Below are 13,771 nucleotides of genomic sequence, written 5' to 3'. Positions count from 1 at the left end.
CCCAGCACCTTCCGGGGTTGCGGGGGGCCCCTGCCGGGCGGGGACGCGCGCGGGCCAACCCCCGGGCCGGGGGGGCGGCCCCCCCCCCCGGGCCCGGGGGGGGGCCCGGCCCCCCCCCCCGCCCCGCCCCCCCGGCCGTTCTCCATGCGGCTCGGCGGGGCGGCCGTGCTCCGCGCGGTCGGCACCCGGGCCGTGTGCGTACGGCCCGGCGCCCGGCCGTTCGCCGCTCCGCTCCACGCCGTCGCGCCGGGGCGTTCCGCGTCCGGGCTACAGCAGTTCCCTGAGCCGTTCCGCCAGCAGGTCCCAGCGCCACTTCTCCTCGACCCAGGCGCGGCCACGCTCCCCCATGCGGGCCCGTAGCTCCGGGTCCAGGAGGAGGGTGGTGATCCGGTCGGCGGAGTCCCCGGGGGAGCCGCCCCGGACGACCCAGCCGGTCTCGCCGTCGAGGACGGCGTCGGGCGCGCCGCCGGAGTCGCCCGCGACGACCGGGAGACCGGTCGCGGAGGCCTCCAGGTAGACGATGCCGAGGCCCTCCACGTCCAGGCCCCCGCGGCGGGTGCGGCACGGCATGGCGAAGACGTCACCGGCCCCGTAGTGGGCGGGCAGCTCCGACCAGGGGACGGCGCCGGTGAAGCGTACGGATCCGGCCACGCCGGTCTCGGCGGCGAGCCGGTGCAGGTCCTGCTCGTAGGGGCCGCCGCCGACGATCAGGAGGACCGCGTCGGGGACCCGGCGCAGGATCAGCGGCATCGCCCGGATCAGGGTGTCCTGGCCCTTGCGCGGGACGAGCCGGGAGACGCAGACGACGACCGGGCGGTCGGTGAGCCCGAGCCGGGCGCGGACCTCGGCGCCCCCGGAGCCGGGGTGGAAGGTCTTCTCGTCGACGCCGGGCGGCAGCTGGGTCATGCGGGCGGCGGCGGCGGGCGTGAGGGCCCCGGCGATCCGGGAGCGGGTGTACTCGCCGAGGTAGGTCAGGGTGTCCGTGCCCTCGCCGATCCGCCGCAGCAGCAGCCGGGAGCCCGGCAGTTGCGCCCAGCCCGCCTCGTGGCCGTGCGTGGTGGCGACCAGACGGCGGGCGCCCGCCTTCCGCAGCGCGGGGCCCATCAGGCCGAGCGGCGCGGCGGCGCCGAACCAGACCGACCCGCAGTCGTGCTCGCGGAGCAGGGCGGTGGCGCGGGCGGTGACCCGAGGAGTGGGCAGCAACATGGTGGTGCGATCACGGACCACCGTGAAAGGCTGTTCGGCGTCGAACGCGGCCGTCGCCTCGGTCCCTTCCCGGCCGTGCTTCCACGTGGACGCGTAGACAACGATCCGCTCGGGGTCCAGACGGAGCGCCATGTTGTGCAGGAAGGCCTGGATTCCGCCGGGACGGGGCGGGAAGTCGTTCGTTACGATCAGGGTCTTGTGCATCGTGGCCGACAGTACCGCGCGCGCACGCACCGCCCGGCACCACCACTCCCCCCGCGCGAGCGGGCCGACAGGACAGGCACCAGGACGGGCATGACGGGCGCAACCGGGAACAGTTCTCGCACGACCTTCGCACTCCCGCTCGGGCTCTGGGGCCTGACCCGGATCGTCCTCCTGCTCTGTGTGTTCAAGGTGGTCGTCGTCCCCGGTCCGGACACGACCGCCGAGGTGACCGAGATCTACCGGGGCTGGTACGAGGTCCTGGAGACGGGGGTGTACCCCCGGTCCGACGCGACCTGGCAGTACCCGCCGGCCGCCGCCTTCGCGATCCTCTCGCCCGCGCTGCTGCCGTTCCTGGACTACACGGCCGCGTTCTTCGTCCTGGCGCTGGTGTGCGACGCCTTCGTCTTCGGTCTGCTGGCGCACACGGGCCGTCGGCCCGGCCGGTCGATGCGGGGGGCCTGGCTCTGGCTGGCGGCGGTGCCGCTGCTGGGCCCGACCGCGTACGCGCGCTACGACATCATGGTGGCCGCGGTCGCGGTGGCGGCGCTGCTCGCGGCGATCCGCAGCCCGCTGGTGCTCGGGGCGCTGACCGGCTTCGGCGCGGTCCTGAAGGTGTGGCCCGCGCTGCTGCTCGCGGGGACGCCGAAGGGGCGGGCGACCTGGCGTTCCTGGCCCGTCGCTGCGGGTGCGGCGCTGGGGGTGCTGGCGCTGTGCGCGGTGTGGATGCCCGGTTCGCTGGCCTTCCTCTCGTACCAGAGCGAGCGGGGGACGGAGGTCGAGTCGCTGGGCGCGATGGTCTTCCACGTGGCCCGGCACTTCGGCTGGGAGGGCGAGGCGCGGATGAACTACGGCTCGATGGAGTTCCTCGGCCCGTACGTCCCGTGGGTGTCGGCCGTCTCGATGGGGCTGACGGTGGCGGCGTTCTGCTGGCTGGCCTGGTGGCGCTTCAGAGCCCGGCGGTTCGTGACCTCGACGACGGCGGACGCGGCTTTCGTGGCGGTGCTGCTCTTCACCCTGACGAGCCGGGTGATCTCGCCGCAGTACATGGTCTGGCTGTTCGCCCTCGCCGCGGTCTGTCTCGCCTACCGGTCGAGCAGGATGCGGTTCCCGGCCCATCTGGTGCTGTGGGCGACGGCGGTCACGCAGTTCGAGTATCCGGTCTGGTTCTCGCACGTGACGGGGAGCGGTCCGCTGGGCATCGCCGTGCTGTTCCTGCGCAACGGGCTGCTCGTGGCCGCCGCCTTCTCCGCCTGCCGCGTCCTGTGGCGGCACACGGTGATGGAGACCGATCCGACGCGTCTCGCCGTCCCGGCGGACCGGCCGGACCGGGAGAAGGTACTGGCGGGGTCGGTCTGAGTGGTACGGACCGGTCCGGCCCCAGGGACTTCGCACACCGCTGCTAATCTAGGACACCTTTACCCCCCTGTTAGGTTCTTCTGCCGACATGAACACCTCGAATCTCGCGGTCGACACACCTCAGCGGATCACCGGGGCAGGGGGTGGTGAGGGAACCGCGCGGCAAGCACCCGAGGCCGTCCCGAAGGGGTTCTCCGGCGCCGTCCTGCTGGTCTCCGGCGGTTTCTTCCTGGTCTACCTGCTCCTCTCGGCACGGCGCCACGCGACGAACCTGTCCACCGGATACGACCTGGGGATCTTCACCCAGATCGTGCGGTCCTACTCCGAACTCTCCGCGCCCCACTCGGCGTTGAAGGGCCCGGACTACAACACGCTCGGGGACCATTTCCACCCGGTCCTCGCACTGCTGGGGCCGGTCTACCGGGTGTTCCCGTCCAGCTACACCCTCCTGGTGTGCCAGGCGGCCCTCGTCGCCTTCTCCGTGGTCCCGCTGATGAAGTGGGCGCACGAGGTACGGGGACGCGGGTTCGGCTACTGGGTCGGTGTCTCCTACGGGGCGTCCTGGGGTCTCGCCAAGCTGGTCGGCTTCGACTTCCACGAGGTCGCCTTCGCCGTTCCGCTGCTGTCCCTCTCGCTGTGCGCCGCGGGCCGGGGGAAGTGGCGGTCGGCCGCCCTGTGGGCGCTCCCGCTGGTGCTCGTGAAGGAGGACCTGGGCCTCACCGTGGCCGCGATCGGCGCCTATGTGGCCTGGAGGGGACCACGCGTCACGGGGATCGCGGTGGCCGTCTTCGGAGTGGCCGCGACGGCCCTGGAGATGCTGGTGGTCCTCCCGTACTTCAACCCCCTCGGGCAGTTCGCCTACTGGCCGCCGGAGGCGGCCGAGGAGGCGGGGCTGCTGATGCAGGCCGCCGGAGCGCTGTGGCCCCCGGTCAAGTGGCTGACCCTGCTGATGATCGTCGCGCCCACCGGTTTCCTCGCCCTCAGGTCCCCGCTGCTGCTGGTCGCGCTGCCGACCCTCGCCTGGCGCTTCACGTCGTCGAACCCGTACTACTGGGGGACGGACTTCCACTACAGCGCGGTCCTCATGCCCATCGCGTTCGCCGCCGCCGTGCACGCGGTCTCCACCGGCTTCAAGGCACGGCGGATCATGCCCGCCTGTGTCGTCGGAGCGGTGGTCACGGGCGTCACCCTCTTCACCCATCCCCTGCACGAGCTGGCGCTGCCACGGACGTGGAACGAGTCCGCCCGGGTCAGAACGGCGGACGAACTGCTCGACAGGATCCCCGACGGCGCCACGGTGGCCGCGTCGAACCGGCTGGCGGCCCAGCTCGCGGACCGGGCCGTGGTCAGCGAGGTCTGTCTGTTCCCCCGCTCCTTCCCCCCGGCGGAACCACCGGAGTGGATGATCTACGACACCACCGACAACACCGACCCGGACTGCGCCACCGGAAGCCTCCTGGAATCGGACACCCCCGAAGTCCCCGGCTACCGGACCGTCGAGACCCGGGACGGGATATCCCTGCTGAGAAGAGCCGGGGAGCCGACCGCCCCGTAAGGTGCCGACCGGGTCAGCCGGGTCAGCAGGTCATGTCAGCCGTTCCGTCAGATACGTCCGCCAGTCGGCGGTGAACCGTTCCGGCGTGGTGTCCAGGACCGTCCGCAGGGCCTGTTCCACCGCGCCGTCCCGGGACGGGTGCGCGCCCACCGCGCGGTAGAAGGCGTTCAGCTTCGGCCCGCCCCAGCGGTCCGCGATCAGTTCACAGGCCAGCCAGCCACCCTCGTACGCCCGTGCCAGGGCCTCCGCGTCGCCGCCGAAGGCGAAGTCCCCGTCCTGCGGGAGCCGGGCGGGCGGTTCGCCCGCGAGGACCGCGCGGCGCAGTTCGGGGGCCGCCTGGGCGGGGGTGCGTCCGGTGTCCAGGTAGGCGATCCGGTCGGCGAAGCCCTCGGAGAGCCAGACCGGGGTCGAGGGGGTGGTCGCGGCGCGGGTGGCGACGTGGACGGTCTCATGGGTGAGGACGAGCTGTCTGCCGAAGCCGCCGAGCACCCCGTACGCCTCCGGGTTGACGATCACCCGGTCCGCCGGGGCGTCCGTGCCGCCCCGGGTCTCCCCGGTGGTGACGGCGGCGATGCCCCGGTAGCCGGAGCCGGGCGCGCCCAGGAGTTCTCCCATGCCGTCGAGGGAACCGGGGACGAGGACGACGACCTGCCGGGCCCAGGGGTAGGGCCAGGCGGCGGTGACGGCGGGCACCGCGCGGTCGGCCCCGTCGGCGATCTCCCGGAGCCGTTCGGCGCTCTGACCGGTGCCGAGGACGAGCGAACGGGCGCCCCGGAGGACCGTGACGTCGCCCTGTTCCCAGAGCTGCCGGGGCGCTCCCCGGTCGGGGCGGTCGCCGGTGAGGTACCAGCGGCCGTCCCGTTCGACGAGGTCGAGGAGGCGGGCGCCGGTGACGGGCCGCCGGTCGTGGCCGCGGAGCCGGTAGCCGAGCTCGGCACGGACGGCGAGCCGGTCGGGCGCGGTGCGTTCGGTCCCGGTGACCTGGTAGGTCCAGCCGTCGAGGGGCACCTCGGCGAGCCGCCGGTAGAGGGTGAGCGCGGCGGGGGCGTACCCGGGGTCGAGGGCGGCGCGGTAGCCGGGTTCGTCGCGGGTGAGGAGCGCGCGGGCGTGGCGGTCGAGGAGGGCCCGCACCTCCCCCACGGCCGGTTCGGCGGTGGGCGGGGCGGAGCAGCCGACGAGTCCGGTGAGGGCGAGCAGCAGGGCGAGCAGGCAGGCCGTCGCCGACCGTCGCGCTCCACACCCCTGACCTGCCACGCCTCCGATCGTACGGTCGGAGGGCGGGGGCCCGCTCCCGGGGCGGTCGGCCCGGTGCGGGCGCCCGGCGGACGCGGCCGGATCAGACCCGGGTGACGGTCGCGTGCGACATCATGCCGACCGGGTCGTAGCGGACCCGGGCGCCCGGGTAGGGGGCGTGGATGACCTGTCCGCCGCCCGCGTAGATGGCGACGTGGCTGGCGTCGCCCCGGTAGGTGACGAGGTCGCCGGGCTGCGCCTGGGAGAGCGGCACCCGGCGGCCCGCGTACCGCTGGGCCGAGGAGGTGCGCGGCAGGCTGATCCCGGCCTGTCGGTACGACCAGACCATCAGGCCGGAGCAGTCGAAGGCGGACGGGCCGGTGGCCCCCCACACGTACGGCTTGCCGATCGCGCTGCGGGCGGCGAGGACCGCGGCGGAGGCACGCGAGGAGACGGGTCCGAGGTCGGCCGGGGGCGGCGGTTCCCCGACGCGTCCGCCGGAGCGGGAGGCCCGGTCGAAGTCGGCGCGTTCCTGGACGGTGAGGCCGGCGAGGACGCGGCGGGCTTCGGCGAGTTTGCGTTCGACGGTGTGTTTGTGGCGGGCGACCTCGGTGCGGCTGCGTTCCAGTTCGGTCAGGGCGGCCCGGCCCTCGGTGCGCTGCTGGTCGAGGCGACGCTGTTCCCGCTGGAGCTCTCCGAGGGCGGCGCCCTGCCGGACGGTGATCCGGTCCAGGGCGGTGGCCCGGTCCAGGTAGCTGTCCGGGTCGGAGGAGAGCAGCAGGGCGAGGGCGGGATCGATGCCGCCGGAGCGGTACTGGGCTCCGGCGACCGCGCCGAGCGCGCCCCTCATGCGGTTGATGCGCTCCTGGCCCCGGGCGAGGGCGTCCTGTGCCCGGGAGACCGTGCGCCGCAGCGCGTCCGCCTTCTCGTCGGCCCGGTTGTAGCCCTCGGTGGCCTGCTCGGCCTCCTCGAAGAGGCGGTCCACGGTGGCGCGGGTGGCGGCGGTTCCGGTCCCGGGGTCGGCGCTCGCGGGGACGGCTCCGAGGGACGCCGCGGCGGTGGCCGCGGCGGCGGCGGTGAGGACGGTGACCCGGGCGGGTCGGCGGTGGGACGCCACGGATCGCGCTCCGTTCGGCTCGACGCAGACTGGCGCGGCAGACAGTAGCCGGTGATCACTCCGCGTCCAACGAAGCCGATGGGCACGCACAGTGACGCCCCGCCGGAGAGCACAGGTCACCGGCGGGGCGTCGGGTCAGCACGGGTCGCGGCGAACCACCCGTTCGGGCGGTGTCGCGGCGCGGGTCGCGCGGCGGGGGGTCAGCCCGCGATGCGCACGCCGAACTGGAAGGTGCCCATGTAGTTCATGGACTCGTAGCGGACGTTGGCGCCCGGCTTGGGGGCGTGCAGGATGGTGTTGTTGCCCGCGTACAGGCCGACGTGCGTCAGGTTGTTGAAGAAGACCAGGTCGCCGGGCTTGAGCTGGCTGCGGCCGATCTTCACGCCGTCGTTCTGCTGGGTGTACGTGACGCGGGAGAGGTTCACGCCCGCCTTGCCGTAGGCCCACTGGGTCAGACCGGAGCAGTCGAACGAGCTGGGGCCCTCGTGGCCGGACTGGTACGGCATCCCGACCCGGGTGTCGGCCTGGGCCAGCGCGGCGGCGCCGAAGCCGTTCGCGGGGGCTTCGTTGCCGAGGTCGACGCGCTCGGTGGCGGCGCGGCTGGCGCGCTGCTCCTCCTCCTGCTCGATCTTGGCGCGCTCGGCGGCCGTCAGGGTGTGGAGGAGGGCGCGGGCCTCGGCCAGCTTGCCCTGGAACTTCTTCTTCTTGGCGCCGAGGGTCTTGCGGACGTCCTCAAGATCGGCCAGCTTCGTGGTGGCCTCGGCCCGCTGCTGCGCGAGGGCGCGCTGCTTGGCCTGGATCGAGGTGAGGACGTCGGCCTGCTGGGCGCTCAGCTGGTCGATCGCGGACGCCTTGTCGAGGTAGGTGTCCGGGTCGGCGGAGAGGAAGAGCTGCATCGCCGGGTCGATGCCGCCGGAGCGGTACTGGGCGCTGGCGACCGAACCGATCTGGTCGCGCAGGGTGTTGAGCTCCTGCTGGCCGCGGGCCACCTTGTCCTGGAGGGCGCTGATCTCCTTCTGGAGGGTTCCGCGGCGCTCCTCGGCGGCGTTGTACTGCTCGGTGGCCTCTTCGGCCTCGTGGTGCAGGTCGTCGACCTTGGACTTGACCTCGTCGATCTTGGGCTTGGGGGCCGCCTGGGCCGACTGGGCGGAGAGTGCGACGGCGGCTGCCGCGGTCGCGGTGAGCACGGTCACACGGGTGCGGCTCGGCTGCTTGGGTCGACGGTGGGACGCCACGAAGGCGATCTCCTTCTTCCTCAGAGCCGCCCAACCGGTCAGGGGCAGGCGGTTCCTCCGCCCGCCACCCCGGATGGGTGATCAACCGCGCGAAGGTTCGAAGGCCGACCCTAGTGACCAAGTTGTGATCAGTTCAAATCCCGCCGGGAAAAATATCGCCCGCGCATCACATTGTTCACCAGCATCACACGGGCAGTGAGGGGAACTTGACGGTGTGCCATCCAGAATTCGGTCATAACGCCCAGGAGTTGCGATGCCTCACGAGAGCCGCGAAAGCCGCTTCAGCAACAAGGCGGACGTCACCGGGCGCGCCCCCGCCTTCGCCACCCCGTCGGCCACCTCGCGGTCGGTGGAGACCACCACGACCGGGCGGCCCGGCGGCTCCGCCCGTACCAGCTGACGGATCAGCTCGTCGGCCGTCACGCCGGGCTTGGAGAACAGCACCCGGACCCCGCGCGGCGGCGCCAGCAGCACCGGGGCCGCCAGTTCCGCCCCGTCGAAGACACAGGTGACCTCGGCCCCCGAACGGGCCGCGAGCCCCGACAGACTGCCCAGCAGCCGCAGCCGCTGCTTCTCCAGCGGCATCGTCGGATAGCCGGTCTTGGTGACGTTGTAGCCGTCCACGACCAGATGAGCCTGCGGCAGCGCCAGCAACTGGTCGAGCAGCGCCGGATCGGTCTCCGAGAGCGCCCGCGCCGCGATGTCCTTCGGGGACATCCGGCCCGGCTCCACCGCGTCCACCATGTCGGCCGGATGGATGGAGACCGGCGGCAGCGCCAGTTCCCGCCGCAGGCCCTGCGCCGCGTCCAGGACCGTGTCGAGCAGCAGCCGCAGCCGCATGTCCTCCACCGAGCGGCCCTCGCGCGCCGAGCGGCGGCTCGCCTCCAGGGCCGCCTCGGCCTCGCCGAGCCGGGCCCTGAGCCGCCGCCCCTCGCTCTCGGCGGCCGACACCTGGGCCGCCGACTCCGCCCGGACGGCCTCGATCTCGCCCTGGACCTTGCGCAGCGCGGCCTCGCCGCGCTTCACGTCGTTCTGGGCGCTGCGCAGCTTGCGGTGCAGCGCCTCGGTCTCCCTGCGGGCCGCTTCGAGGTCGTGCCGCAGCTGCTCGCTCTCGTCCCGGGTGCGTTCGCGCGCGGCGGCCAGTTCCTCGCGCAGCCGGTCCAGCTCGCGCCGTCCGGCCTCGTCGGCCCGCTCGGCGTCGGCGCGCTGCGCCTCCTCGCCCGCGGCGGCCACCAGCTTGACCCAGCCCGGCGGGCGCAGCACATAGGCCGCCGCGGCCACGTCCACGGGGTCGGCGGCGGCGGGCGGGGTGCCGGTCTCCACGGCGGCGGCCAGTTCGGGCTCGCCCTGCCGGAACCGTTCGCCGATCCGCTGCCGGAACAGCGGGTCGCCTTCCAGCGCCGCCGCCATCGCGTTGCCCGCGAACTTGGCGCGGCGGCTCGCGGTGAAGCGCGCGTACTGCCTCAGGGGCGCGGGCAGTTCCGCGACGGTCAGCCCGCCGAAGGCGTCGGCGACCAGTGCGACGACCCGCCGCCGTACGCCTTCCGGCAGTGGGTGGTCGAGCGTCTCGGCAGCGTCACCTGCCGCGCCGGCCGGCTCTTCACCGTGCGCGGGCTGCTCCACGATCCGTCACCCCTACTGTCGTCCGCGCCGTCCCTCAGGAAGCGGCGCCCGGCCTGTCCACCAGTTCGATCTGGTCCACCGCGTTGCACCAGCGGCAGCGGACCGACTCGATGGTCTCACTGACCACCTGCCGTTCCTCGACCGTGGGATCGCCCGCGAGGTCCAGATGGACGTACTCGACGACCTTGGAGGAGCGCGTCACGTCGAAGCGGGTCAGATTGCCGCAGAGCGTGCAGCGCCAGCGGGTCTCGTCGGTCGGCAGGGGAACCGTCGTCATCGTGCCGTCCTTCTTCCTGTTGCCTGTGCCAGGTCCGGGAGCCGCGGTGCGCCGTCGAACTGCGGTGGTACTGCCCGCAACCCTACGGCCTCACCGGTCCCCGGAGGCACGGCGAGGCACTCTGTCCAGTTCGGCCCCGGTACGCCATGATCTGTCCATGGTCGAGTGGCGAGGCGCGGTCCTGGGTGCCTGGCGCGGCACCCGCAGCGGGCCCACCATGACGTACGCGCTGATCGCCGCCTGCTGTCTGCTGTTCGCCGCCAGCCCGGCGTCCGGACTGAACCCGGGGCACGGCACCGGGGACCAGCTCCTCGCGGCGCAGGGCGCGTACTTCCGCCGCTGGGGCGTCGTCCCCGCCGAGCTCATGGGCGGCGACCACCGGGCGCTGCTCACCCCGCTCACCGGGCTCTTCGTGCACGGCAGCTGGCTCCACCTGCTGGGGAACATGCTCTTCCTGTACGTCTTCGGGGCGATGGCCGAGGAGCGCATGGGCCCGATCGGCTTCGCCCTCCTCTATCTGGTCACCGGCTACCTCGCCCTGCTCGGCTACGCGGTGGCGCACGCCGACAGCGAGCAGACCCTGGTGGGAGCGTCGGGGGCGATCTCCGGGGTGCTCGGGGCCTTCCTCTTCCTCTTCCCGCGCTCGCGGGTCACCAGCCTCTTCCCCTTCCTCTTCTTCCTGCCGCTGCGCTTCCCCGCCTGGATCGTGCTGATCTTCTGGTTCACGCTCCAGTGGCTGGCCGCGCGCCAGGCGGACTCCGGTCCCGGCATCGCCTATCTGGCCCATGTGGTGGGCTTCTCCGCGGGCTTCCTCTGCGCCTGGGGGCGCTACCGGGGTGGGGATAGAGTGAAAGCTCCCACCACGGCGACCGAGGGAGAAAGCCAGCCGTGATCACCGCGATCGTGCTCATCAAGACCAGCGTGGACCGGATTCCCGAGATCGCCGAGTCCATCGCCGCGCTCGACAGCGTCAGCGAGGTCTTCTCGGTCACCGGCACCTACGACCTCATCGCCATGGTCCGGGTGTCCCGGCACGACGACCTGGCGGACGTGATCCCCGGCAGCATCAGCAAGATCCCGGGCGTCGAGGCCACGGACACCCACGTCGCCTTCCGCACGTACTCCCAGCACGACCTGGAGGCCGCCTTCGCCATCGGTCTGGAGTCCTGAGGCGGGACCTCCTCCCCGGGACCGCGGTGGCGGCTCCGCGGGGCCGGTGGGTACGTCCCGGGGGCCGCTCCCCCGGAGGACATCCGGACCGTCCCGCCGCCCGGATGAAGAAATCCTCATCCCGGCTTCATGCCGGGGCTCCCCCGCACCCCTCAGCCTGACCCCATGCCCTTCACCCAGCGCATGGCCGGTCTCGCCGCCGTCGTCGCCGTCCCCCTCGGGATAGCGGCCACCAGTTACGCCCTCACGGACACGCCGGAGGCCCCCCGGGTCCCGCCCGCCGTCCATCTCTCCACCACCCCGACACCGTCAGGACCGCCCCCCTCCTCGGGGCCCGCCACCAAGCCCGCGACGGAGTCCGCGACCCCGTCCGGTACGCACTCCGGCACGCCCTCGGGCACCGGGACCGCCTCGACCCCGCCGCCCTCCGACTCCGTCGTCCCCGGCCCCTCGGCCACGGGTGACGACGACGATGACGATCACGAGTGAAGCGCACCGAACACCGTCTCTCCGCCCGGGTCCGCATCCTGCTGTGGCTGCTCCTGGTGATGGCTGTCGCACTGGCCTCGGTCTCCCTGGTCACCCGCACCCAGCTGCTGCACGACGCCGACCACCGGATCAACCAGCTGCTCACCCAGGAGACCGGAGAGTTCGCCAACTTCGTCGCCCAGGGCGTCGACCCGGAGACCGGCCGCGCCTTCACCGACCCCGAGGCGCTGCTGAGGGTCTTCCTCCAGCGCCAGTACTCCGACCCCGACGAGGAACTCCTCGGCCTGGTCGGCGGCGCAGGACCCGGCCTCCGGGTCGTCCGGCAGTCCCGGGAGATACCGAGCCCCCTCCCGCTGCACCGGGACCGGGCCACCCTCGACGCCATCGCCGCCTCCCCCGACCCCTCCGGGCGCGTCGACCGGAAGCGCGGCGAGATCCGCTGGGCCAAGGTGCCCATCGACACCGGCGGCGCCGGATCCGCCTTCGTCGTCGCCTTCCACGCCGACCGGCAGCAGGCCCTCGCCGACGAGGCGTTCCGCATCCTGCTCGCCATCTCCGGGGTGGCGCTGCTGCTCACCACCGGCATCGGCTGGGTGGTCGCGGGCCGCATCCTCGCCCCCGTCCGGGTGGTGCGGACCACCGCCGCCGAACTCACCGAACGGGACCTCACCCAGCGCATCCCGGTCCAGGGCAAGGACGACATCGCCGCCCTCGCCGAGACCTTCAACGCGATGCTCGACCGGCTCGAACGGGCCTTCGCGGGACAACGCCAGTTCGTCGACGACGCCGGACACGAACTGCGCACCCCCATCACCATCGTCCGCGGCCATCTCGAACTGATGGGCGACGACCCGGCCGAACGCGCCGAGACCGTCCGGCTCGTCACCGACGAACTCGACCGGATGAGCCGGATCGTGGAGGACCTGCTGCTGCTCGCCAAGGCCGAGCGGCCCGACTTCGTCCGGACCGAACCGGTGCAGCTCGGCGAACTCACCGCCGACGTCTTCGTGAAGGCACGCGCGCTGGGCGAGCGCGACTGGGTCCTCGACGGGGTCGCCGACCGCGAGGCGGCGCTCGACGCCCAGCGGATCACCCAGGCGATGGTGCAGCTCGCGCAGAACGCGGTCCAGCACACCGTGCCGGGAGCCCGGATCTCGATCGGCTCGCGCACCACCGCCGGACGGATCGAGCTGTACGTCGCCGACCGGGGGCCCGGCGTCCAGGAGGCCGACGCCGAGGTGATCTTCGAGCGCTTCCGCCGGGGCACCGCCCGGCGCGGCGCCCGGACCAGCGGCGCCGGTCTCGGCCTCGCCATCGTGCGGGCCATCGCGGAGGGACACCGCGGCGGCCGGGTCGAACTGCGGCCCACCGAGGGCGGCGGCGCCACTTTCGTCCTCGTGTTCGAAGAATGAATCCTCTGTCAGCGAAGGAACACCCCATGAACCGTGTCCTGATCGCCGAGGACGAGGAGCGCATCGCCTCCTTCGTCGAGAAGGGCCTGCGCGCCAACGGCTTCACCACCTCCGTGGCCGCCGACGGCGACACCGCCCTCGCCCTCGCCCTCACCGGCGGCTTCGACCTGCTCGTCCTGGACATCGGACTGCCCGGCCGGGACGGCTTCACCGTCCTGCGGGAACTGCGCGAGGCCCGCGCGACCCTGCCCGTCCTCGTCCTGACGGCCCGCGACTCGGTCCGGGACACCGTGGCGGGCCTGGAGGGCGGCGCCGACGACTGGATGACCAAGCCGTTCCGCTTCGAGGAACTGCTCGCCCGCATCCGGCTGCGGCTGCGCACCGCCGCCCGCGCCCCCGAGGTCACCGTGCTGCGCAGCGGAGACCTCAGCCTCGACCTGCGCACCCGGCGGGCCCGCTCCGGAGACCGGACGGTGGATCTGACGGCCCGTGAGTTCGTCCTCCTGGAACTGTTCCTGCGCCACCCCGGCCAGGTCCTCTCCCGCGAGCAGATCCTCTCCCACGTATGGGGGTACGACTTCGATCCCGGCTCCAACATCGTGGACGTGTACGTACGGGCCCTGCGCAAGAAACTGGGCGCGGAACGCCTGGAGACGGTCCGGGGCATGGGCTACCGGATGCCCTGAGGCGGGGCCGCCGCCATGTGGAGGCGCCCGGACCCGGGGGCTGTCGCCGCGAGCGCGCCCGGGTCCCGGGGCCGTTGCCGCGTACACACCCAGGTCCGGGGGTCGTCGCCACGCGCGCACCCGCCCGCAGCCGGGAACCGGCACCGCGGCAAAGCGCCCCGAGCCCGGCGCGGTCACCGCGCGAAGGCGCTCTGAGCCGGGCACCGCC

13 protein-coding genes are annotated in these 13,771 nt (G+C 73.2%); 7 read left to right on the top strand and 6 right to left on the bottom strand.

Going from position 1 to position 13,771, the window contains the following annotated elements; translation table 11 throughout:
- Positions 1-267: 267 nt before the first annotated feature.
- Positions 268-1,410, bottom strand: coding sequence for a glycosyltransferase family 4 protein (locus ACIO92_RS07665; protein WP_366441572.1), 1,143 nt, complete (start codon positions 1,408-1,410; stop codon positions 268-270).
- A gap of 90 nt (positions 1,411-1,500) precedes the next feature.
- On the opposite strand from ACIO92_RS07665, the gene ACIO92_RS07660 reads away from it, so the two are divergent.
- Both ACIO92_RS07660 and ACIO92_RS07655 read left to right on the top strand, forming a co-directional pair.
- On the top strand, positions 1,501-2,766 hold the full coding sequence (locus ACIO92_RS07660) for a glycosyltransferase 87 family protein (protein WP_402279449.1): 1,266 nt from the start codon (positions 1,501-1,503) through the stop codon (positions 2,764-2,766).
- A gap of 88 nt (positions 2,767-2,854) precedes the next feature.
- Positions 2,855-4,321 (top strand): DUF2079 domain-containing protein, encoded by a 1,467-nt coding sequence (locus tag ACIO92_RS07655; RefSeq protein WP_402279452.1) that lies wholly within the window; start codon positions 2,855-2,857, stop codon positions 4,319-4,321.
- Between the two features lie 30 nt (positions 4,322-4,351).
- On the opposite strand, the gene ACIO92_RS07650 is transcribed toward ACIO92_RS07655, so the two are convergent.
- The 5 genes from ACIO92_RS07650 to ACIO92_RS07630 all read right to left on the bottom strand — a co-directional run bounded on the left by ACIO92_RS07650 (position 4,352) and on the right by ACIO92_RS07630 (position 9,806).
- Complete coding sequence (locus tag ACIO92_RS07650; protein WP_366441569.1) at positions 4,352-5,575, bottom strand: hypothetical protein; 1,224 nt, start codon at positions 5,573-5,575, stop codon at positions 4,352-4,354.
- 82 nt (positions 5,576-5,657) lie between these two features.
- The gene (locus ACIO92_RS07645) at positions 5,658-6,671 is read right to left on the bottom strand and encodes an NlpC/P60 family protein (RefSeq protein ID WP_402055665.1); all 1,014 of its coding nucleotides are present in this window, start codon (positions 6,669-6,671) and stop codon (positions 5,658-5,660) included.
- A gap of 200 nt (positions 6,672-6,871) precedes the next feature.
- A complete protein-coding gene (locus tag ACIO92_RS07640) occupies positions 6,872-7,906 on the bottom strand; it encodes an NlpC/P60 family protein (protein WP_366441567.1) in 1,035 nt (344 codons plus the stop codon).
- Positions 7,907-8,164: 258 nt separating this feature from the next.
- Positions 8,165-9,529 carry an NYN domain-containing protein gene (locus tag ACIO92_RS07635; protein ID WP_366441566.1) on the bottom strand — a complete coding sequence of 455 codons (1,365 nt, stop codon included), beginning with the start codon at positions 9,527-9,529 and terminating at the stop codon, positions 8,165-8,167.
- A gap of 34 nt (positions 9,530-9,563) precedes the next feature.
- A complete protein-coding gene (locus tag ACIO92_RS07630; protein ID WP_055644001.1) occupies positions 9,564-9,806 on the bottom strand; it encodes a hypothetical protein in 243 nt (80 codons plus the stop codon).
- 157 nt (positions 9,807-9,963) lie between these two features.
- Between ACIO92_RS07630 and ACIO92_RS07625 the strand changes: the two genes are divergently transcribed.
- The 5 genes from ACIO92_RS07625 (at position 9,964) to ACIO92_RS07605 (ending at position 13,563) form a co-directional block, all read left to right on the top strand.
- A complete protein-coding gene (locus ACIO92_RS07625) occupies positions 9,964-10,698 on the top strand; it encodes a rhomboid family intramembrane serine protease (protein ID WP_366441565.1) in 735 nt (244 codons plus the stop codon).
- Entirely contained in the window at positions 10,695-10,976 is a 282-nt protein-coding gene (locus ACIO92_RS07620) for an Lrp/AsnC family transcriptional regulator (RefSeq protein ID WP_024755605.1), read from the top strand. Before ACIO92_RS07625 ends, ACIO92_RS07620 begins: the two co-directional genes overlap by 4 nt.
- A gap of 165 nt (positions 10,977-11,141) precedes the next feature.
- Positions 11,142-11,465 (top strand): small hydrophilic protein, encoded by a 324-nt coding sequence (locus tag ACIO92_RS07615; protein ID WP_401235805.1) that lies wholly within the window; start codon positions 11,142-11,144, stop codon positions 11,463-11,465.
- Positions 11,466-11,524: 59 nt separating this feature from the next.
- Positions 11,525-12,877: an ATP-binding protein gene (locus ACIO92_RS07610; RefSeq protein ID WP_366441675.1), complete on the top strand. Its 1,353-nt coding sequence runs from the start codon at positions 11,525-11,527 to the stop codon at positions 12,875-12,877.
- 26 nt (positions 12,878-12,903) lie between these two features.
- Positions 12,904-13,563 carry a response regulator transcription factor gene (locus ACIO92_RS07605; protein ID WP_366441563.1) on the top strand — a complete coding sequence of 220 codons (660 nt, stop codon included), beginning with the start codon at positions 12,904-12,906 and terminating at the stop codon, positions 13,561-13,563.
- The last annotated feature ends 208 nt before the right edge of the window (positions 13,564-13,771 follow it).

The sequence above is a fragment of the Streptomyces sp. NPDC087215 genome, from assembly GCF_044744885.1.
Taxonomy (GTDB): domain Bacteria; phylum Actinomycetota; class Actinomycetes; order Streptomycetales; family Streptomycetaceae; genus Streptomyces.
Note: the sequence above shows the minus strand (reverse complement) of the source record. Positions and strands in the feature narration are given on the sequence as shown.